This is a genomic window from Roseburia sp. 1XD42-69, from assembly GCF_003612565.1.
GTDB lineage: Bacteria > Bacillota > Clostridia > Lachnospirales > Lachnospiraceae > Roseburia_B.
Map to the genome: position 1 here is coordinate 1 of NZ_RAZG01000023.1, position 22672 is coordinate 22672.

Below are 22672 nucleotides of genomic sequence, written 5' to 3' on the forward strand. Positions count from 1 at the left end.
AAATACTCTTACATATCTAATTCTTATCAGGAAAGTCTAAAGTTCATAGACACAAGATTTTTTACAGCCTCTTTGGAATTATGCTTTTTTATACGTTTTTAAATGTAGCAGTTTGGAGAATGCTTTTGCATTCCCTTTTCGGTCTAGTTCCACATATTGCGGCTTCTTCTTAATTTGTAAGCTCCATACCTCCTGCCCCCCTTAAAAGCAGGCTCTCCGCCAAATCCAGCCGGATTTTTATCTCATTCTCCGGCATTTTCCGGTAGATAGCAGCCTTTTTATTGTCTGTTTCCAATATTGGGCAGTAGTAGGCTGCACTTTCCTCTTTTTGGGCATCAAAAAGTGCAAAAAACAAAAACGGCATATCCGTCTCATACATCCTGATTACTGCCAATGCTTCCTTTGAAACTAAAAAGAATGGCTCTGTCATAATATCCGGATAACAGACATCCATCCCTGTTTTCATATCCAAAAGAACAAAACGGGGCAATTCCTGATACTCGTTTCTGTTTAGCTTTCTCACATCAATTTTTCCGTACCAGTTTTCAATCTGGGGCACGGGATTCCCATTTTGGGAAGTCAGGGTAAAATATTCCATCTCTTCGCTCCTGTTACAATTCATCTCTCATTTACACGGTAAAGTATTTCTCCTTCTCCTCTGTAATCCCCAAAAAAGACAAAGAAATCCTCTGTTTTGCTTAGCTGTAAAAATTCTTCCTCCTTTAAAATATCCTCCAGAAAATCTGTACAAAGTTTATAAACTGCCCCATGGCAGTATTCCCCACACATAAAACGCACTGCCGTCTCCTCGTCTCTGCAGAGCCTGGGAAATGTACCCTTAAGTATTTTCAAAAGGGAAGATATGTCTCTTTCAAAAAATTCCGGTAAACCTTCCGGCACCCACATAAGTTCCACTGCGTCCCTTGCCAGCCAGAATTCCTCTCCCAAAAGAACAATCCGATACGCATATGTCCGCCTTAAAATACTGGTATATAAACTGCAGATGCCAAGGCTTGCCGCCTCGTTTTCATAGTTTTCTTTCCACATCCTTGCTGCCTTTGCAAATGCCTCTGTCACAGATTTTTTATACCCTTCTGTATGATAGCTCTCTTCCAGACAAAGAATGCTCTCCCTAAAGATTTCCCTGTAAACCTCTTCTGCCTCTTTTAACAGTTCTTCTCTCCGTGCAAAAATATTTCCCATACATGCTACCTCCCCTCCACCATTTCTAAATTCAGCCACTCATCATAAAACATTCTGCCGGTGACCAGACAATAAATCAGCGATATCGGCCACAAAAAGAGAGACACCGCTTTTAAAATTGAGTGCACCAATATCATCCCAATTTCCGTCTTCTCTCCCACTGCAAAAAGACGGATACCCATGATTTTTTTCCCAACGCTGCTTCCCCAGAAAATAAGTTCCACAACAAAGAAATATCCAAAATAACAAAACATCCCATACATTCCTGTCAAGCTGATGCGTATATTAGTCTGTTTTCCCCCGGTAACTATCAATGTATAACCGGCAATCGCCAAAGCTGCAAACATCAGAATAAACATCAGAATCCCCACATCTATAAGCATTGCCACAATCCTTTTTCCTGCGTACTGCCCCTTTCTGTTTTCCTTTTCCGCAAAATGTATCACCCCCCTTTCTCCCCCAATCCCAAGCGGCCCGTCATAGGGCATTTTAGAGGTAATAAAATAGTAAAATACTGTCAGAAACCAAAGTTTTGCTGCAATTGTTTTGAAAAAGGAATGTTTTAAAATCCAATTATCCTCCAACTCCCCTGCAGATGCAAATCTGCATCCCACCATGTCCCTGCCAGGTGTGTTTCCCCGGGACAGACGGTCAAACAGGAAAGAATAGAAAAAATACGCAGAAAAAGAAATTACAAATTTTATTCCCCTAACCGTCATCCTAGACAGACTCTGTAAATCTGCCCCGTGTATCCCCTCTAATATTTCCCATATCCACCCGATAAGTATTTTACTTAATATGTAACAAATGATAAAATCAATTACTGCCGCCCAAAAACGCTTCATTTTCTACCTCCGATTATTATATGATTTTTTGGATTCATTTTACAAACAGTTACAACTTGCCACGGTCACCGCCGCCACTAATATAAAAACTATTTCACATATTGTAACCATTAGGTATTGATTGATTTCTTTCCATGATTCTTCATAAAAAAAAACCATATTAGAATTAGGAATGACAACAATCTTTATATTATCTTTATCCCGGTATTTTGATGCAAATTTTCCATATGTGCTAAGAGATCCCTTATGTATTTCTCCTTGATATTCATATTTTATATCCATAACATAACGTATTGGACCAATATCAGAAACCCTAAAATTTATTATGGTTGCCTCTGTTATCTCTTTTACCTCCTCTTTTATTTTCAATTTATAATGATTTCTTTCTACCCACTCAGAAAGTAATATCACAGTTAGTAACATTATCAAAACTGCAATTGTTACTTCTATATTATTATTAAAAAAAGCGACAATTATTTCTAATAATTTCATATATCTACCTCCTAGTATAATAATAGTGTAGTCAATCAAGATTACTTGGCTAATGAGTTTCTATAAATCAGATAACAGAAGAAGGTTTTCTTCCTTCATCAGATGTTATCCATAAATATTGATCATTTCTGACGGTTCCTGATAGACACGAGATAAAACATAAGGTATTATCCCTTAGGATAGGACAAAGAATGTATTCCCCCTTGGGAGGCTATTTTCGGCCAATACCTACAAGAAAGTCAATTAATCCATTCGACAGGATTTTATGTTTTAGCTGGTTGGGAGCCGAAAGGCTATACCCGAATAACACGTTAGGTTGTGTACCTGCCAAATTGGAAATAGATTCCTGTCAGAAAGGAGCTTTCGCTCATGTCAAACAAAATTATCTTTTATCTTGATGGAGGGTGTAATTAGGTTTGTGTCTTTGAGAATCTGTTTTCCTATGATTTCTGGTCATAGGCTATTGTTAGAATTTTCAGTATTTACAAGGCTTCGTGGGCTCTGGAATAAGGCTAAAAGCTATAGACACAAATTTAAGAACGCTACCTTTTATTTTCCTATTGACATTTATTGGCTGGACTTTGTATATTTGTAACCCACAATAACTAAACAACATCATCTTGAATGGAAAACTTCTGTTCGAAACAACTTCTTTTATCCCTCATAATTCACATCCTCTCTATACTTTCTTATTTTTTTGCACAAAAAAGCCTTTATTGATGATGTCCCTTCGGAACTTCCCCCCATCAAAGTCACAACCTGTTTGTAATACTACGTAGAAAACTCTGATTGCTTTACATGCAACTGCTATCTTGGCCTGCATTCCACCAAGTGGATTCTTCTTCCTGTTCCTGTAATAAAGGAACACATCCTGAAATGCTGGATTCCATTGCATAAGTGCACAGGCTGATTCATATATTGTCCTTCGTAGTTTTTTCTTTCCCTTTTACTGATTCTTGGCTGTCCTCTCTTCTTACCGGAACTCTTTTTGGCAATCTCCAGTCCTGCAAGCTTCTGTATCTGCTTAGGGTCAGTGAAATGTCCGATATCACCAACCTCTGCTATAAATCCGATCACAGTACTCATCCCTACTCCTTTAATGGCGAGCATTTTCTCCACATTTGCTACTTCTCTTACTTTTTCTTCCAGGTATTCATCCAGTCTTTTTAGCTGTTCTGCTTTCAAAATGCAGTCATTTACAAGTACCCAAATTTCAAGTCTTGCAGCCTCACCGGCTTCCAGTCCTACACTGTTCTGTGCAGCTTCTACCAGGGTTTGTGCCCTCTTGATTCCTGCCGCACGCACCTTTGCATCACACCATATCTGATTGATTCCTCCTGCTCCGATTTTTAGGTTGTCCCGTGGAAGCGGCGCCTCTTTCAGAAGCATTAGTCCACTAGTGGAATCCCAATCGGCATAACACTCAAAATACTCCAGGAAAACTTCTGAAGCCATCCCTGTATCTGATTCGACAGACGTACATGCTGTTTCATGATCTGGTCTCTGCAAACAGAAGCCTCACTAATCTCAACATACACACCACTTGGAAGATAAGATGTTGAATACCTTCCATCCTTCACAAGTAACGCAATCGTCTTAGAATCCTTAAGATCACTCTTTTCAGGACTGTTATCATCCAGTTCCTTACTTCTGTTGACTGTAAATGGATTGACTATCACAAGCTAAACTCCATGATCCTGTAAAACTTCTGAAAAGTAAGCCGGTAGCATCTGGTAGGCCCACAGCCGACAATCACCTTTTTCATTTCAGTCCTATTCATGAGTTCCTCTGTCCAACGAAGGAAAGTAAGGAATCCCATTCCCGTGTTGCTAAACTTAAACACTCTTCTTGAAAGTTCAAATCCTCTACAGTCAAATGCTCTACAGAAGTGAGTCTTCGATCCAACATCAACTCCTACAATTAAAGTGTCACTTGTTACTTGCTTTAGTCCGTCATTCTGTGTTAAATTCATTAAAGAAACCTCCAGTATTTATAAAGATGTTTTATTCATCCAGCCAAGATGAACACCTTTATTGTACTTCGAGGTTTTCTTTTATTCAATTAGCGTTATTTCTGAATTACAGGAATGTTCCTAACAATCTAATATTTTCTTGAAGGCTTGCGTTAAATTAATGTCAAATTGTATTCCCACTCCAAGACCTTGATTATAATTGTTCACACCAAAACTAAAAATCAAATCCCCATTTACTTCAGATATCCCCCATACACTTGAATCTGTATAAAATCCTTCTATTACTTGATCATTTAATATATCGTATTGATATTCAACTCCTTTACTCACTTCAAATTTTCCCAATGCAGCCGAACCTCCCATTCCTCCTCCAACAGTAAGAACACCATCTCCAATATTACCATTTACATAAATCTTTCCATCTACTCCTATTTTCTGTTCTCCGTCACCTATCATTAATCCAGCTTGTAAACCTATTTCTGGCGTCACCGTAATTATATTCCTGTGACTATCTGTTGGCTCTGGAACAGTAGGTCTATTCACGGGTTCTTCAACAGGCGATATGCTATTGGCCCACTCGGAGAATTCACTTAATGACAACTCACTGTCTTCTTGCGGCATAAAAAAGTTAAAGGGATTTTTAGGTTTGTCCTCCTGTGGCATAAGATAAGTCTCAATACAATTTTGAGGTTTCTCCCCATTTATGTCTACTAAATTTAAAGGCTTATTCCAACAATAAATATTTCTATTAAGTGAATATGGATACCATATATTTCCCCTTTCTACGTCTTCTGCCGTAAAACGCCCTAAATCCGGCCTATATTCCCTTGCATTTGCATAATATGTTCCACTTAAGTCATCATAATGATATCCGGTATAGCCAAATGGCTGAATTTTTCCCTGTCTAGTATAACGTTTGCCAAAAAGATTCATTTTATCAGATCTATACAACTCCCTTCCAAACTCATCATAACCATAAGATTCACCATTACCTGTTTTATGCAAAACACGTAACGGACTGCCTAATTCATCTTGCAGATAGTAATGAAGTGGTCTGTTTTCCTCTTCCATGACAACTACATTATTATCCCAATAAAATTTCTGCTTTCTTTCATCTGTTGAAATTTCTAATAGGTTTCGACATCTTTTGGTAAAATCTAACAAATAATTCTCCTCTACATTACCTGATTTCCGTCCCATCCTCTGTCCAAGAGCATTATAAAAATAAAATACTTCTCTGCCCGTATTATCCCATGCTTTTTCCAGACAATTCAACGCTCCGAAATGATAACCATAACACAATTCATCCTCTTGATATTCTCCAATCATGTTCCCGCGCCTGTCATAATTATAGCTCTTTTTTATACTACCATTCCTCAAAATAATCTCTTCTTCTCTTAACCGGTTCAATAAATCATAGGAATATATATTTTGTATATCCTGTTCGTAATCCTTCATTTCAGTACGATTGCCAAAAGAATCATACTGATAAGTACGAAGTAAAATTCCATCCTTCTCCACCTTAGTCAAACTCCCAAGATTATCATAAAAATAGGAATAGCTTCCACTTTCTTCAGGCAAACCTCTTCGTTCTTTAAAAATAGATGTTTTATTTCCAGAATAATCATATTTATACATGTATCTGTCGATAATTTCCCTACTATCCTCATGAACAAGTTCGCTAATCTGACCTAAATCATTATATGACCATTTAGTACAATATCCTCCTGAATTACGTTTCCAGATAAGCCTGTTTTCTTTGTCATACCCATATGTAATACATAGTACACTCCTTTCTTTTTCGCACTTTTCTAGTCTAGTAAGACGCATCATATTATCATAGTAATAATGCAGAATAGTTCCATCCGGGTAAATCATTTCCAAACGTTCACCTAACTTTCCCCATCTATAAGAAATTGTCTTCCCATTCTTATCCGTAATTCTTTCTGGCTGTCCCTGACGGTTTCTCTCAAAATTTGTTTCCCCCATCCAGTCTTTAATTCTTGATAAATGTCCTAGCGGAGTATAATCAAATTCTGCCCAATTTCCATTTCCATATATAACATTCCTTATCCTTCCATCAGGCCAGTAAGCATATGTTGTTTGAAATCCTTCCCTGTCTACTTTTTTTATTACTCGCCCAAGTGCATCATACTCATAAGTTTCTTCTGCTCCTAATGCATCCCTCACACACTCTATCTGCCCAAAAACATTCCTTACATAATCTTCGCCCCTATTTACCTCCCCAATTTTTCCATGTTGACACACATGAACCAACATATCCATTTCATCATAAATATATTCTGTCTTATTTCCCAAAGCATCTACAACTTCTTTCAGCATTCCACTAGAAGTATACGAATAACGAATCGTATTATCTAAAGCATCCGTCATAGAAGTTATATGACCAAGAGCATCGTAAGAATAGAATTTTTTCTGCCCCTCACTGTTTGTAACTAGAATCAACCTCCCCATCTCATCATATGCATATGATATACTGTATCTCCCATATGTTTTTCTACTTATTCTACCCAGGCGATCATATGCATACGTTATCTCCTTGCCAGTTGGATATATACTTTTTTCCAATCTTCCTCCAGGTAAATAAAAATGCTTTGTTACCCTTCCACCACCATCTGTTACCGTACAAAGTTTTCCTAAAGTATTATATTCATACCTAGTGATATTCCCTCTGATATCCGTCTGTTCTGTTAACTCTCCTGCATCATTATAACAGAAAGTTTGTCTGTTTCCTATTGGATCAGTTATGCAACAAAGCTTTCCTGTTACTCGATCATACTCATAACAGGTTTTACCTCCTATAGTATTTGTTACTGCTTTCACACGATTTAATTCGTCATACTCATAAAATATTTCTGACAATGTCTCTCTTCCATTCCCTGCACTAACATGCAACAAATTCCCTACAGAATCATATGAATACTTATAAACTGATTCTGGTTTTTCCGTATCCTCATCCTTAGTTATCTCCATTTTTATCATCCGGTTATTTTTATCGTATTGATAGGAGTATACCATTCCTGTAGGAAAAATCATTTTCTGCAAATTCCCCATCGTATCATACTTCCTTTTTGTTTCTCTTCCTTCTTTATCTTGAATTTTTTCCGGCATACCCATTATATTATACTCTATATTTATGATACCCCCATCAAAATCCTGAATTTGTATAGGTTTTCCTCTTTCATTATATATATATCTTTTAATACTTCCATCTGGATGAATAATTTTTATCAACTGATCTTTTTCATCATATTCATACTGTATTGGATTTCCTTCTTCATTAATAACTTTCTTAACCCTGTTTAAATCATCATAATCATATCTTACTTTCATCCCATAAGAATCTTTTGTACTTATTACGTTTCCTTTTTCATCATACCTTATATAAATACAGCTTTTATCAGACTGAGTTATTTGTATCGGCTGACCTTTTTCATTGTACAATATCTCCCTACTTCGCCCTAGTGCATCTTCTGTCTTTACCAAGCAGCCTTTTTTATCATAGGTATTCACTCTCTGTATTCTTCCTTCTATACTCTCCGTCAATAAATGGCCTTCCGCATCGTAAGTAAATATCCTTTGTCGTCCTAACGCATCTCGAATCTCAGTCATATTTCCTTTACCATCATAAAAATATCTAGTTTGATTTCCGTTCTTGTCAACAAAAAGAGTCCTCTGATTCCTATCGTTATAATTAAAAATTTCTTCCCCATCCTCATAAACAGTTCTTACATTACGTAAGCATTCATCACTTTCGTATATCATCATATTTCTATTTTGCTCTCGCATATATGTACAACCATTATTATATATAAGTTCTATAATTCCCCCATCCGGCAATTCCTGCTTTATTACACGATTTGCACTATCATATGTATTTTTTACTGATTGAGTCCCCATAGGTGTTTTAATGCTTTCCAGCTTTCCATTCTCATTATAAGAATATGTATAAGCAAAACCACAACTATTAACAAACTGATATAACTTACCATATCTGTACAGAAAATATATTTTTCTGCCTGCATGGTCACAAACGCTTATTATATGCCCTTCTGCATTATATATGTATGTATAGCTTCCACCGTTACTGCTTTTTACTAAAATAAGCTGTCCATTTTCATTGTAAGAGAAACGTTCTCGATTGCCGTTTTTATCTTCTTTCACTGACAGCCTTCCTGTCTCGTCAAATATATATTTCATTCCTTCATACGTGCGATAAATAAATATTTCTTTTTCTTTTATTAATTTGCCGGTATCGCCAAATACCGGTATATAAGTATTTCCTGTCGCAAGGCGATAAGGAATTTCTCTTCCATCCCCTAGACATACCTGTGCAAAATTTCTATTTTCCTGCCTGATATGCATCTCATAATTATGACGCCATCCTTCCCCAAGACTTCCTCCTTTTGTCTGATCCATAGAATTATAGAACATACGGAACTTCATCTCCATTATCCCTTTTATACCTAAATCTTCTTTCTCGCATATAAAATTTCCAATATTTACATTAATTGGCTCCCCTGCAAGTATCTGTATTAAGGTATTCGTACCAAGCCATCTTCCTATTATTTTCAAAAACGGCAAATTTCCCGCAGATTTTCTTTCTCCTATTCCGGGTTTCTGTCCTGATGAAATCGGATAAACAATCCCTCCTTTCGCACATATCAAAAAACTTTGCATCGTAATAGCATTCACATTATTCACTTTCTCTTCACCAAAAAAAGTATTCCCCGGCAAAGTTATCCATTCTTTGGTCAGACTAACACATCCGCGACAAATATGATCTTTCCTATTCATAACACACTTTCCAAACGAAGGAATATTTTCACCTGGTACGCAATCCGTTTTAATAGCTTTTCTTTTTTCATCACTTATATAAGCGCGTCCTTTTGGAATTTTAAGTTCCACAGTGCCACTCCCACTGATACATTTTAACTTCGCACCTTCCACCAAATAGTCTTTTCCCATAACTTATCCTTTCTCCTACTGCACCCTAAGCTCCCCGCCTGTGAAGGAAATCCCTTTATCCAATGTAATACTCGTCCCTTTCTGCTTCAACAAAACAGAGGATGTCCCCGCTGCAATAAGGGAACCCTTATCACTGGAAATTGTCACATCCTCCGCTGCTTCCAATACAACAGAGTGGGCGCTTACCAAATGTATCCCCTCCTTATCCGTCAGCTCAATCCTTGTTCCCTGATTATTGGTTATCACAATGCTGTTTGGGGTAAACCGGACTTCCTTTTGGTACTTAGTCTTAAGCACCTTAAAATCCGGGTCTTTCCTGTCCGGGCTCTCTGTCTCCGCATGGACGGAACTGTTGACAAAAGCCTCCCCTTCCTGTTTTCCCGGAATGGTAAGCCTTACCATATCTCCCGGTTCCGGCATACAGTACCATCCCGTTCCGTCCGGGGTGGAGTAGACAGTGGCATAGGGATAAAAAATATTAATTTCCTGCTGCTTATTTTCATCTGAGAGAATCTCTACCTGCACCTTATCCTCTTTCACTTCTTTTACCATGGCGTCCAAAGAACACCCAGCGGCATTTTTCAGCATATCGACAGGTACAGCCAGCCCCTTTTCCTGCATCAAATAATACTCATGGATCATTTCTCCTTTGATATATTTTGAGATAATTTTATAAATATAAAATTGTATTCCCTGAAACTCCATATAATCGCCAATCCTATAGTTTTCTCTTACCTGGAAAATAAAAGCCAGACAATCTGACTCGCTGATATCCAAAATTCCATTGCTCTTTTTCCGATAAAAACCAGCGAGGTCTTTCTGCATTTTATAATCCCAATTTTTTGAAAAATCAATCTTCTTCCCCCTGGGCAAACCGTAGAACAGGCGTGTTCCACGCATTTTTGATTCCGGCACAAGATATCTATTTTTCCTGCTGGAAAGCCTTTTAAAAAATTCCCAGTCTGTCTCCGCATACTGTAATACCAATTGTCCTGTTTTATCTTCCAGGGAACTCTCAAAAATAATATCAACCTCGTATTCCCCACAAATCTGCCGGAATATCTCCTTATACGTCATGTTTTGATTTTGAAAAGACCGCATATGTACCTCTCTGTCCAAAAGACAGCTTCCCGTGGTAATTTCCAAAGTCATTTTTTTCTGGTCATTGATTCTTTCTATGGAAAAATCTGTTACCAGACCCCAGAACAAAATTTCCGTATCACCTTTTTCTCCCACTGCCTCAATTTTTTCCCACACATCTCCCCTTAAAATCTTTAGGCATTCTTCCTCTTCATCATCACTGATATAACCCGTCATTGTCATTTTTCCGTGACAGTTTAATTCCTCTTCTTTCTTTATATCTAAGATTGTAAGAAATGAAATGGGTGCAGCTTTTACATTATATTCCCTCATCTGTATTTTCCTCCGTTCTTATAGTATGCAGCATTTGTAATATCCTGGAACGCCAAATCTGGTAATCCTGAAACAGACAGTAAAATGTACCCATAATCATATCCTTTCCCACTTGAAACAGAAAAAGAATATTGTAGATTCTCTCTCTTGCCGCAAAACTTTTATACTCCATCCAGTATGTTTTTCCTTCATTTCCATCACCATAGAAAACCGTGCGGCGGTCCCCCTGGTTAAGCAGCTCCTTTGCTCTTCTCCCCCAGTCTTCCGGTTCCCTGTCCCCTGCCCCGGATAGTATCTGAAATGTAATCCCTTCATTTCTTCCAGCCCTGGCAAATAAAACCGGCGGACGATTTTTAGACCAAAAAACGTTTTCCGCTTCCTCTTTCTCCATCCTGGAAAAATCCCGGGGAATCTGTATGGAAAATCCCATCTCAAAATCCGTATCTTCCCCCTGGAAAACTTCCTCCTCCATCTCCAAAAGCCTGTTTACCCTGAGAAAAAAACTGTCAAAATCCTCATTACAAATATCTCTCATCTTAATCCCTCCATTCTTTTCCCTGCTTTTTTTATGGTAGAAAATATGTACTTAAAGAGGGGACGCCATTTAAAATTATTCTCCACAGGATACGTTAAGGTAAACAGCATCATACGCTCCTCCAAAGAAAAAACTGCCTTTACATGTTCTTTCTCCAAATCTTCCATCGTTAAGAGAAACCACCCAATGGGAACTCCTGCCTCTTCCCAGAGATATTCCGGGGACGTTTTATATTCTGGAAAAGACTCTTCTGTCAGCTCCAAAATCTTTGAAATTCCCTCCCTCACTTCCGTTTCTTTTAAAGTTTTATCAAAATACTGCAGGGTAAATTGTATATCCTCCCGGATATCCTCCAAAATAATTTCCGGCCTCTCCTCGTAGGGATAAATTTCTTCTTTCCTCTGCTCCTCCATTTCCTCAACTCCCTCCGGCAGTTCCATGGAAAATTTTCCATCTTCCCATGTCCACAAAACCGTACTTACAGAATCCTGCACACATCCTTCCGTATCTCGGGAATATAACTTTTTTGTCTCCTTTCCCCTGTAAAATTTCTTCTCCATTGCCTGTCCTTTCCTACTTTTTAAAAGAAATATGAAATTCTTTCACGATACCTTTTCTTTTTTCCCACACTTCCTTGGCCCTTCCATCTTCCTTCTGAAAGGCTTTTCTTTCCAGCTCCCCTGCAGCCTGAATACGGCTGCTTAATTTATTGAGCTGGTTGATTTTTTCAATGGCAGGGCTTTTTCCCACGCCTCCAGTTTTTATGGTATTTTTCAAATCTCTCACCTTCCTTAATTACTTTTCTCCCGGTACAAAATCCACATGAATTCCCCTTATTTTTTGACTGAAATCTCCTGATAACTGCTGTGCAGGAGTGGAAGCTATAATATTTTTCTCGATTCCTTTTAAGCCATATGTCTCCTCCTTCTGCTTTTCCTCATGAAAAACAGGAAAATTTGTCCCCTCTTCCCCGGAAGTTTTTACCTCATTGGTGGCCCCGATGGAATCAAACCCATTGCACATATTGATGACCGTTGGCTCCAAATTGTCCCTTCTCACTATGGAAATCTCTTTTGGTGCCTTTATCACAAGATTCTTTCCCTGTATCCCTATCATGTCTCTGGCTGAAATCACAACATTTTTATTGCTGATTCCATTTACCCCGGTATCGTCACTTAGGGTAAGTTCCAAAGGGCTTTTTTGTTTCAGATCCCGAAAACCCATGCCCTTTTTCGTAAAATACATGCGCTTTGCCTGGGCTGTGGTAAAATACCGGTCTTCTGGTTTCATTTCCGGATTCCCCCTGCCGTTTCCGTGAACACCGTAAACGGCCTGGGCCCTTTTTCCCGAATCATCCTCCAACCGAATGTATACCTGTTCTCCAACTTCCGGCATACAGTACATCACATTTCCTGTCTCAGGGCGGAATGGATACCAGAAAGCTTTTTCTTTGGACTGATGTGCATCTATGTCAAATTTAACTTTCACCTCTTCCCCCCTTGTGTCCAAAACCCGGGCTGACAACAATCTTCCCCCATGGGATTTATTTTCATAGCGCCGGCGCACAATCTCTTTTTGGGAAATCACAGAATAATGGAAAATCAAAAGCCCTTCCTCTAAACTACAGCTTTTTTCCGCAATAGAATATATATATTCGTTAAGAGCAATCCTGTCTCCAATATCCCAGTTCTCATATCCTCTGATTCTGCGGCACAAATTTCCACTGGTTTTATCCCGCCAGACTTTTTCCCAGACAATCCCCCCCTTTGTTCCATCCTGAAATTTCTCTTCCGGCAGCCCAATATACACACGGGGCGTATCTCTTATTACATCCGGAATAATATCCGTATGCATATGGCTGGCCAGACGCCTTAAAAAATCCCAATCTGTTTCTTCCAACTGATACAGGGGAACGCCAATTTCTACGCCCTCTCCATTAAAATCCAACATGGATCGAGGCGTATCTCTTATCACTTGTTCCATAACTTCTTCATACTCTGCATGGATATCCTGAAATGTCCTGCTTTTCTTTGCCATATCAAAAAAAGCAGTGGCAGAAATCCCGTGCACTGACCCATGGTATCTGTCGCCCTCGTGTGATACCTGTACACTTTCTATCACTCCCTGAAACAAAATTTTATTCTCAATACTGACCTTTACCGGACTGCCGTTTAAATTCTGCAGTATAACCTTCTCCCCTATCTCCTCGGGCAAATCTCCCTCTGCCTCCATATGCCCGTGTTCTCCAGGCTTAATGTTCAATTGAAATCTTACGATGTCATTCAGTGGAAATGCGGTTTCCACTTTCAGATTTCCCTGTGTGTATGCTGGCATAAGTTTTCCTCCTGTGGAATTACCTTTTTATTTCAAAGAGTTGTCTTCTGTAATAAACTCCAGATAAATTACCGTTTCTGTAGGGTTTTTGCTCTGTTCATACTTTTATCTCCCTCATGCAAGTTTTTAACATCTGTCTTTTTCCGAAAAAACCGAAAAACTATATCACTGTTTCTCCTGGATAATTTCTAAAATGCTTTAAAATTGACAAATAATCATCTATCTTCCTTTCCCAATACCAGCAAACCACATTTAAGGGTATTTTATAAAAAGAACCATCCTCTCCCCTGACTTCACAAGTTTTGCTTTTATCATCCCACTCCCATTCTCCTCCACGCCGCCTGATTAACTGGTCTCCATATATCGCTGCCATTCCAAGAAGGAATTCCTCCACATCTTCAAATTTTTCATCTTTCTTCTCAAAAATCAGGCCGCACATGGTACGGATAAGTTTTGCTGTAAACTGTGTATTTTCCAGACCGTACATTTTTCTGTATGTCGTATTTAAAATTTCACGTTCTTGATACAATCGCTGATTCCTCTTACGTTTTTTTTGGATTTCCTGAATTTCTTCCGGGCTTCTTTTGCAGGCGCTGAATATCTTTTCTCCTTGCTCTTCTATGATTTTTTTGAATAAATGCAAAATCTGTTCCAACTCCTCCTCGCTTTGAAAATGCAGACTGCCACGAAGCATTCCTTTCTGGAACTTTGATTCTATCAGACTGCCCCCTTCTATATGCTCTCTTCCTATAAATGTCAGCCTGATATCCCAGCTGCCGTTATAATTATTAAATATGCTAATCCAGATGCTCTGCTTTATTTCATATTCACTTTCTTTTTTCTTCTCAAATACATAATCCGTTCCATTTCCATCCCGTGAAGCCCCTTTATAATAAAACCCCAGGTTCTCTGCTGCCTCTCCTATTATCTTTTTGATCATTTTTGCTCTGTTCATGTTATTATTCCTTATGCTCTTTTGGAATCTCCCTCACTTTTCAAAAAATGCTTCTACTGTAAATTCCAATTAAATAACTGTTTCTGTAGGATAATTTCTAAAATCATCTAATAAATAGAGATAATCATCCTTTTTCCTCTTCCAATACCCTTCCACCGTATACAATGGCATAATACAGTAAGAATACATTTCCATTCCTTTTACTATGCAGCTTTTGCTGTCATCTTTCCACATCCACTCTCCTCCACGCCTTCTGATTAACTGATCCCCATATATTGCAGCCATACCGAGAAGCAGTTCTTTCACATCTCCATAATTCGCATCCTTCTTCTCCATAAGCAAATCACTTATCCGGCGAATCAATTTGGCCGTAAACTTTGTATCTTCCATGCCGTATAGCTTTCTATAGGTTTCATTTAAAGTTTCATGCTCCTGATACAGCCTCCAATGCCTTTCATTCGTTTCCCGAACTTCATCTTCTGGCAATTTATTATCGTGAAATATTTTTTGTCCATTCTCCTCCAGGAAGTTTTGAAAAAGATATAGAATCTCCTTTAGTTCCTCCTCATCTTTAAAGTACCAACAATCTCCGGAAAAACCTTCCTTAAACTTCGATTTTATTAAATTGCAGCCTTCCACACGTTTTTTAGAATCAAGAGTCAGCCTAATGTCCCAACCTTCCATATAATGGTCAAATATTATAATCCAAATGGACTGATCTATTTCATAGTCACTTTCTTTTCTGCTCTTAAATGTATAATCTGTCACAGAGCCATTCCGTTCGCATCCTTTATAATAAAATCCCAATTTTTCTGCAGTTTCCCCAATTATTTTTTTTATCATTGTTTCTCTGTTCATATTTTTCTCCTTTTATCCATTCTTACAATCTATTGACGCAAACAACGGCAAAGCTACTGTGCCATGACTAGCAATCAATACTAATATCGTTATAATTATACCTAATGCTGCCCAACCAGCTCCTCCTTCCATAGAAACTTTGTCTAATACTTTTTCCCATACTTCTGATGCATAAAACACCTCACTATTTTTTTCCTGCGCCTTTTTCTTTTTATTTGATACACCCGGCTGATTCACATATCCCCAATAAATCATTCCTGGCTTAAAAAAATAATATGTATAATACCTAATATTTACACCTTGATGAATTTTGCTGGGAATTGTCCAACCATGGGGGTCAAACGTTGTTCCTCTTTTATTTATTGCAATTTCTTCATGGTTCCTTTTAGCAGTTTCTTCCAGTGCAAATATATACCCTTCTCTCTGCCCAACTCCATTTGTTTCTTTATCTAAATTGAGCACCTGAGAATTTGGCTTTAACTCATACACTTCACACTCCCCCTGACCATTATCCTCTAAAAAGAAATCAATGTACCCTATCCCCGAATCAGAATTAGGATAATTTTCTACTCTATGCTCTGTATCCCCAGGAAACCTTCTTTTAAATTCGGCTTGTAGTAATCGATGTGCCTCATCACCTTCTTTCACCGTATAATACCCCAACGGATCCCAATAACGCAGTGGATTACAATAACAATAAGAAAACCCATTCAAAGACTCCGGAATCCACAAACTTCCTCCAAAGGCATCCTTAGCCACAAATCTTCCCTCCATGGGCAGATATATTCCCTTGCTTGGGCAAAATAGTTCCCTGTAAAATAAGCTTCGTTCAATGCCTCACGTTCCCGATACATCTTCCAATGCCTTTCGTTTTCAGCCAAGATTTCCTCCAGCGGTCTTCTGATTTCACTAAATATTTTTTCACCTTTTTCTTCAATAATTCTTTTAAAAAGATATAGAATCTGTTCCAGTTCTTCCTCGTCTTTAAAATGCAGACAATCCCCAGAAAAACCTTCCTGGAATTCAGAATCTATCAGCCGATATGCTTCTATATGTTTCGTCCCAATAAATGTCATTCTAATATCCCATCCCCCTCTGTACCAATCAAATATAATAAACCAAATCCTCTGAGGCGTTTAATATTCGTTTTCCTTTTTTCGCAGAAAAACATAATCCGTACTACCTCCATCCCGTGAAGCCCCCTTATAATAAAAACCCAGGTTCTCTGCTGACTCTCCTATTATCTTTTTTATCATTTTTGCTCTGTTCATACTTTTATCTCCCTCATGCAAGTTTTTAACATCTGTCTTTTTCCGAAAAAACCGAAAAACTATATCACTGTTTCTCCTGGATAAATACTAAAGTCCCCTAAAATTGACAAATAATCATCTATCTTCCTTTCCCAATACCAGCAAACCACCATTAACGGTATTTTATATAAAGAACCGCTCTCCCCCCTAACTTCACAAGTTTTGTTTTTATCATCCCACACCCATTCTCCTCCACGCCGCCTGATTAACTGGTCTCCATATATCGCCGCCATTCCTAGTAGAAATTCCTCCACATCTTCAAATTTTTCATCTTTCTTCTCAAAAATCAGTCCGCACATGGTACGGATAAGTTTTGCTGTAAACTGTGTATTTTCCAAACCATACATTTTTCTGTATGTCGTATTTAAAGTGTGACGTTCCTGATACAGTCTCTGATGCATGTTTTGTTTTCTCTGGATTTCCATGATTTCTTCCGGGCTTCTTTTGCAGGCGCTGAATATCTTTTCTCCTTTCTCCTCAATGATTTTTTTGAATAAATGCAAAATCTGTTCCAACTCCTCCTCGCTTTGAAAATGCAGACTGCCATGAAGCATTCCTTTCTGGAACTTTGATTCTATCAGACTGCCCCCTTCTATATAATCTCTTCCTATAAAAGTCAGCCTGATATCCCAGCTACCGTTATAATTATTAAATATGCTAATCCAGATGCTCTGCTCCATTTCATATTCACTTTCTTTTTTCTTCTCAAATACATAATCCGTTCCATTTCCATCCCGAGAAGCCCCCGTATAATAAAATTCATATTTTTCTGCTATACTTCCGATTACTTTTTTTATTATTTTTGCTCTGCACATATTTTCCTCCTTTTATCCATTTTTACAATCTACTGACGCAAACAAAGGTAATGCTACTGTACCTTGGCTGGCAATAAATACCAATATAGCTACAATTAATCCTAATACTGCCCAACCAGCACCTCCTTCCATAGCTACTTTATCTATTACATTTTCCCATAATTCCGAAGCTTCAACCACTTCACCAATTTTTCCTTCACCTTCTTTTTTCTTCCTTCTATTTGATACACCTGGCTGATTCACATGCCCCCAATAAATCATTCCTGGCCTAACAAAGTAAAATGTATAATATCTGATATTTTTTGTACCCAAATGAATTTTACTCGGCATCGTCCAACCGTGAGGATCAAAAGTCTTACCTTTTTCATTAATATTTATTTCTTCTTTTTTATTATTAGCAGTTATCTGTAACGCCTCTATATACCCTTCTCTTTGACCAACTCCATTTGTTTCATCATCTAAATTAAATAATTGAGTGATTGGTTTTATCTCATACACTTCAGCCACACCTTGACCGTTATCCTTTAAATATAAATCTATCTTTCCTTTTCCTGAGTCAGAATTTGGATTATTTTGAACTGGATATTCTGCATATCCATTTGGAACCCTTCTCTTAAATTCATCTTGCAGCATATTATGAGCCTCCACCCCTTCCGCCGCCGTATAATACCCCAACGGATCCCAATAACGCAGTGGATTACAATAACAATAAGAAAACCCATTGAAAGACTCTGGAATCTCCAAACTTCCTCCAAAGGCATCCTTTGCCGCAAACCTTCCCTCCTTGGGCAGATATTCCCTTGCTTGGGCAAAATAGTTCCCTGTAAAAGAATCTTTGTAATATCCTGTAAATCCAAAGGGCAAAATGCCATCCCAGATTCCATCCTGCAAATTCCCAAACTCGTCATAATCATTGTTTTCTTCCATCTTGCCATTGCCGTAAAACAGACGAACCGGGGTAGCCATCTCATCCCTTAAGACAAACTGACAGAATTTGCCTCTGTCCACCCCCAAAAGCCCCTCATCCCACAAATAGTTTTTTATACATAGGTCTCTCCCTGCCTCCTCCCTCTTTTCCTGGAGCATATTGTGATATCCCCTGGTGAGGTCAGGAACATAATCCGTCCTGGTTACCACATCACCCCCGGCTTCCCTGGATATTCGTTTCTCTGCGCCTACCCGCTGTCCCATGCCGTTATAAAGATATTTTACCATAGTATCCCCTGACTGGTAACAAAAAACCCGGTTGGTCCCATCATATACATAAGCTGCAATTTTCTCCCCATTTTCAAAAAACTCTGTCAGATTCCCCCTTTTATCATAGGCATATTCCCTGTCCACACTGCCTTGTACAGAAATGAGCTGATTTAAGGGATTATACGTATACCGGCTCTCTTCCCCCTCCTGCTCCATGGATGTCCTGTTTCCAAAAACATCATATGTATAACTTCGTATCCGTCTCCCGTCCTTTTCCACTTCCGTCAAACGGTTACAGGAATCATAAGAATATCCATACCATCCCCCGGACTCTGGGATTCCCTGCCGCATTTTCTTCATAGATGCCCTGTTTCCGGCGGGGTCGTAGGAAAACTCCCACATATCCAGCACGTCCCTGTAATCTGAGTTTACAATTTTTGTAATTCTCCCGGCAGGGTCATATTCATATTCTGTCTTAACATTTCCCGGAAACTCCTTTTTCCTCAGGCGTCCGTTTTTATCATAGCTGTACGTTACCTGGCTATCTTCGGTATGTACTTCTCCCAGACGCATGTTTTTATCATACTTATATTCCACCCGCTTCCCTCCGGGATAAGTAACCGCAGTTTTTTCTCCCATGGTTCCATACTCGAATTCCACCTTTTGGTTTTTATAGTCAGTAACGCTGACTGCCCTTCCAAATTTGTCCGGATTTATAAAGGTTGTGCCCAGCCAGTCTTTTATCTTGACCAGATATCCCAGGGCATTGTACTCATACTCCACCCGTTTTTCCCCTGCATAATCCACGCTCTTTAAATTTCCCGACGCATCATAGGCAAAACTGGTTTCATAGCCCTCCCCGTCTTTCTGATATATGGTCCTTCCATAACAGTCATACTGAAAGGTTACCTGATTTCCCAGGGCATCCGTTAATACAGAAAGATTTCCTCCCGCATCACGTTCAAAAAGCGTGGCTTTATCTTTCTGTTTTATGGACGTAAGCCTGCCCATGCAGTCGTAATCATATATAGACTTTCCTCCATCCGGCTCCAGGACAGAGCAGATTTTTCCCATTGGAGAATATTCAAATTTTCTTATATTTCCGTTTCCGTCTCGGACTTTTATCATATTCCCCACAGAGTCATACTGATAGGCAATGCTTTCTCCCAGGTTACTGGTGATTTCTGTCACACGGTCCAGAGGGTCATAGGCATAGAATAAAGTGTACCCTCCCTGGTCCGTCCTCTCCGTCACATTTCCATTTCCGTCATAGCAAAATTCTTCCCAGGTTCCGTCAGGAAAGCTTACTTTTTTTAAATTCCCGCCGGGATAATATTCATACTCTGTCCTAAGGCCGTTTCCCTCTGTTACGGATAAAGGCCTCCCTATGGCATTATAGCTGGTAACCCTGCAGTTTCCGTAAATATCCTTATGCTCTGTGATTCTGCCAAGAGCATCATAAACCATCTCTTCTGTCAGATCCCCCGGATGTATAATTTTCGTAATCTGTCCCCGCCAATTATATTCATAACAGGTTTTGACGCCGTCCGATTCCGTTTTCTCAGTTATTCTGTTTAATGCATCATAGGTAAAGGATGTAACCGCACCGTCGTCATACATAATACTTGTACGGTTGCCATTTGCATCATACTCATATTTTGTCACACAGCCACACGCATCCTTATATTCTGTGACCCGGTTATTTTTGTCATAGACGTAACTCTCTTTGGAACCGTCGGGTGATATCTTCTCTGTCAAATTCCCCATATGGTCATATGCATATTTTGTAACATTCCCCTCTTTATCTGTCACCGCTTCCGCTTTATTGGAAAGACCGTATTGGACAGATACCCCTTTGCCGTCATAATCTGTAACTTCAACAATTTTCCCGTTAAAATCCCGGCGGAACATTTTTTTATCCCCAAGGGTATTTTCACTGCATACCATATCATTGTGATTATCATAGGAAAACCTGGTGGGATTTCCATTGCCGTCCCACGCCGCCGTCACTCTGTTTAACTGGTCATATTCATATGCATAGTTTCCCTGGGCAGATGACACTTCCGTAATGTTCCCCTTTTTATCATACGCAATTAAAAGTTCCGAATCATCTTCCAGCGTAATTTTTACGGGACGGGAATATGGGTCATAACAGAACTTTTTTACATTTCCCCCGGCATCTCTTGTCTCTGTGAGCAGTCCATTTTTATCATAAATATTTTTTAAGACAGTTCCCTCAGGAGTCTTTTTATATAAAAGCGGGTTCTTTTCATCATAGGCCATACTTACGGTATTTCCCATAGAATCCCGCATCTCCGTAAGATTTCCTTTTTCATCATAGAGATAAGACGTCTCATTCCCCAATTTATCCACACAACGTGACCTAAGATTTTTGTCATTATATTCGTAAATTTCTTCTCCGTCCTCATAGATTGTTTTTACGTTTCGCAGCCGCTCATCGCTTTCATACACCACCATGCTTCCATTGGGCTGCATAAGGTATGTTTTCCGGTTATCGCTGTCATATTCTATTTCTGTGACGCCGCCGTCCGGCATAGTCTGTTTTACCACCCGGTTTAAACTGTCATACTCATTTTTTAATGCCTGGATGCCATCCGGCCGTAAAATGCTCTCCAGTTTTCCATTTTCATTATAAAAATAGGTAAAAAGAAAACCGCAGGAATTTATTAACTGATATAATTTTCCATACCTATAGAAAATTACCGTTTTCCGCCCTGAATGGTCTTTTACCCGTATTAATCTCCCTTCCCCGTTGTATTCATAAAACAGCTTTCCCCCATTGCCTCCGTGAACTTCAGTTAACTGCCCTTTTGCATTATAAATATAATCGTCCTGATTTCCTTCCCTGTCTCTCTTTTTTAGCAGCTTCCCTTCTATGTCAAAAATATACTCTGTACTGTCTCTGTCACAATAGCGGTATCCCTCCGGCTCCCCTGCCAGCAATCCCCCGTCTCCAAAAAGAGGCAAATATGCTTCCCCTATTGTCTTGCGGTAAGGAATTATTCTCCCCTCCCCGGTACAAAGGTTTACCAGTCCGGTTTCGCTGTCTTCCTGTACCCTCCACTCCTGGTTATGCCTCCATCCTTCCCCTAAAACCTCTGCATTTCCTATGTCAAATGCATTATAAAAGATACGAAAAGAAAGTGTGGTTCTTCCCGGAATTACCAGATCTTCTTTTTCATAAATATAATTTCCTGTATTCATATTAATAGGATCTCCGCCAAATGCATTGCATTGGAGATTTTTCCCCAATGCCCACAAAAGCGCTCTCTGAAACCGATTTAAAAATGCCTTTATATCTATTTTATCATCATATCCCTGACCGGATGTCAGCGGCAGAATCAGCCCGCCTTTTTTACATATCAGAACACAGTCCATCGTGAGGGCTTCCTCTCCGTTTATCTTTTCTGATTTTTTCAATGATACTGCCGTATTCTGCCATTGCTCTGCCAAATCCATAAACCCTTCGCATGTATGGGTGGCGGTGTTTAATTTACACTCCCCAAAGTAAGGAATATTTTTACATTCTTTGCAGTCTTTGCAATTTGCCTTTTCCTTTTTCCCACTGGTACACACTTTTTTTCTTGCCACTTTTAAATGAGAAAGTTCGCTCCCACAGATGCATATCAGTTTTGCTCCTCTAACCAGATAATCTTTGCCCATATTCTCTCCCTGCCTTCCCCTTTCCCTTTTGGGTAAAAAATCCCATTCTTTATACTATACAATTCTCTTT

Annotated in this window: 20 protein-coding genes; all 20 read right to left on the reverse strand. The window is 39.0% G+C overall.

The window, feature by feature from the left end; genetic code table 11:
• Positions 1-169: 169 nt before the first annotated feature.
• The gene (locus D7Y06_RS12465) at positions 170-598 is read right to left on the reverse strand and encodes a hypothetical protein (protein ID WP_120408168.1); all 429 of its coding nucleotides are present in this window, start codon (positions 596-598) and stop codon (positions 170-172) included.
• Between the two features lie 20 nt (positions 599-618).
• Positions 619-1203, reverse strand: coding sequence for a hypothetical protein (locus D7Y06_RS12470; RefSeq protein ID WP_120408119.1), 585 nt, complete (start codon positions 1201-1203; stop codon positions 619-621).
• A gap of 5 nt (positions 1204-1208) precedes the next feature.
• Positions 1209-2048: an RDD family protein gene (locus D7Y06_RS12475; protein WP_120408120.1), complete on the reverse strand. Its 840-nt coding sequence runs from the start codon at positions 2046-2048 to the stop codon at positions 1209-1211.
• A gap of 39 nt (positions 2049-2087) precedes the next feature.
• Complete coding sequence (locus tag D7Y06_RS12480; RefSeq protein WP_120408121.1) at positions 2088-2540, reverse strand: hypothetical protein; 453 nt, start codon at positions 2538-2540, stop codon at positions 2088-2090.
• 807 nt (positions 2541-3347) lie between these two features.
• Positions 3348-3995: a transposase gene (locus tag D7Y06_RS12485; protein ID WP_120408122.1), complete on the reverse strand. Its 648-nt coding sequence runs from the start codon at positions 3993-3995 to the stop codon at positions 3348-3350.
• The gene (locus D7Y06_RS28580) at positions 3929-4219 is read right to left on the reverse strand and encodes an IS110 family transposase (protein WP_120408123.1); all 291 of its coding nucleotides are present in this window, start codon (positions 4217-4219) and stop codon (positions 3929-3931) included. The genes D7Y06_RS12485 and D7Y06_RS28580 overlap by 67 nt, the downstream gene beginning before the upstream one ends.
• The gene (locus D7Y06_RS12495; protein ID WP_120408124.1) at positions 4216-4512 is read right to left on the reverse strand and encodes a hypothetical protein; all 297 of its coding nucleotides are present in this window, start codon (positions 4510-4512) and stop codon (positions 4216-4218) included. Before D7Y06_RS12495 ends, D7Y06_RS28580 begins: the two co-directional genes overlap by 4 nt.
• A 120-nt stretch (positions 4513-4632) precedes the next feature.
• Positions 4633-9501 carry a DUF6531 domain-containing protein gene (locus tag D7Y06_RS12500; protein ID WP_120408125.1) on the reverse strand — a complete coding sequence of 1623 codons (4869 nt, stop codon included), beginning with the start codon at positions 9499-9501 and terminating at the stop codon, positions 4633-4635.
• A gap of 15 nt (positions 9502-9516) precedes the next feature.
• On the reverse strand, positions 9517-10914 hold the full coding sequence (locus D7Y06_RS12505) for a contractile injection system protein, VgrG/Pvc8 family (RefSeq protein ID WP_120408126.1): 1398 nt from the start codon (positions 10912-10914) through the stop codon (positions 9517-9519).
• Positions 10901-11449 carry a hypothetical protein gene (locus D7Y06_RS12510; protein WP_120408127.1) on the reverse strand — a complete coding sequence of 183 codons (549 nt, stop codon included), beginning with the start codon at positions 11447-11449 and terminating at the stop codon, positions 10901-10903. The genes D7Y06_RS12505 and D7Y06_RS12510 overlap by 14 nt, the downstream gene beginning before the upstream one ends.
• Positions 11446-12009 (reverse strand): hypothetical protein, encoded by a 564-nt coding sequence (locus D7Y06_RS12515; RefSeq protein ID WP_120408128.1) that lies wholly within the window; start codon positions 12007-12009, stop codon positions 11446-11448. Before D7Y06_RS12515 ends, D7Y06_RS12510 begins: the two co-directional genes overlap by 4 nt.
• Before the next feature lie 13 nt (positions 12010-12022).
• Positions 12023-12226 carry a hypothetical protein gene (locus D7Y06_RS12520; protein ID WP_120408129.1) on the reverse strand — a complete coding sequence of 68 codons (204 nt, stop codon included), beginning with the start codon at positions 12224-12226 and terminating at the stop codon, positions 12023-12025.
• A gap of 18 nt (positions 12227-12244) precedes the next feature.
• A complete protein-coding gene (locus D7Y06_RS12525; protein ID WP_120408130.1) occupies positions 12245-13783 on the reverse strand; it encodes a hypothetical protein in 1539 nt (512 codons plus the stop codon).
• A 160-nt stretch (positions 13784-13943) separates the two neighbouring features.
• Positions 13944-14738: a hypothetical protein gene (locus D7Y06_RS12530; RefSeq protein WP_120408131.1), complete on the reverse strand. Its 795-nt coding sequence runs from the start codon at positions 14736-14738 to the stop codon at positions 13944-13946.
• A gap of 69 nt (positions 14739-14807) precedes the next feature.
• Positions 14808-15596 (reverse strand): hypothetical protein, encoded by a 789-nt coding sequence (locus tag D7Y06_RS12535; protein ID WP_120408132.1) that lies wholly within the window; start codon positions 15594-15596, stop codon positions 14808-14810.
• Between the two features lie 12 nt (positions 15597-15608).
• The gene (locus D7Y06_RS12540; RefSeq protein WP_147415659.1) at positions 15609-16355 is read right to left on the reverse strand and encodes a hypothetical protein; all 747 of its coding nucleotides are present in this window, start codon (positions 16353-16355) and stop codon (positions 15609-15611) included.
• Positions 16307-16672 (reverse strand): hypothetical protein, encoded by a 366-nt coding sequence (locus D7Y06_RS12545; RefSeq protein WP_120408134.1) that lies wholly within the window; start codon positions 16670-16672, stop codon positions 16307-16309. Before D7Y06_RS12545 ends, D7Y06_RS12540 begins: the two co-directional genes overlap by 49 nt.
• A gap of 60 nt (positions 16673-16732) precedes the next feature.
• Positions 16733-16867, reverse strand: coding sequence for a hypothetical protein (locus tag D7Y06_RS27650; RefSeq protein WP_256387222.1), 135 nt, complete (start codon positions 16865-16867; stop codon positions 16733-16735).
• 59 nt (positions 16868-16926) lie between these two features.
• Positions 16927-17721, reverse strand: coding sequence for a hypothetical protein (locus D7Y06_RS12550; protein WP_120408135.1), 795 nt, complete (start codon positions 17719-17721; stop codon positions 16927-16929).
• A 12-nt stretch (positions 17722-17733) separates the two neighbouring features.
• On the reverse strand, positions 17734-22602 hold the full coding sequence (locus D7Y06_RS12555; RefSeq protein WP_120408136.1) for a DUF6531 domain-containing protein: 4869 nt from the start codon (positions 22600-22602) through the stop codon (positions 17734-17736).
• Positions 22603-22672 lie beyond the last annotated feature (70 nt).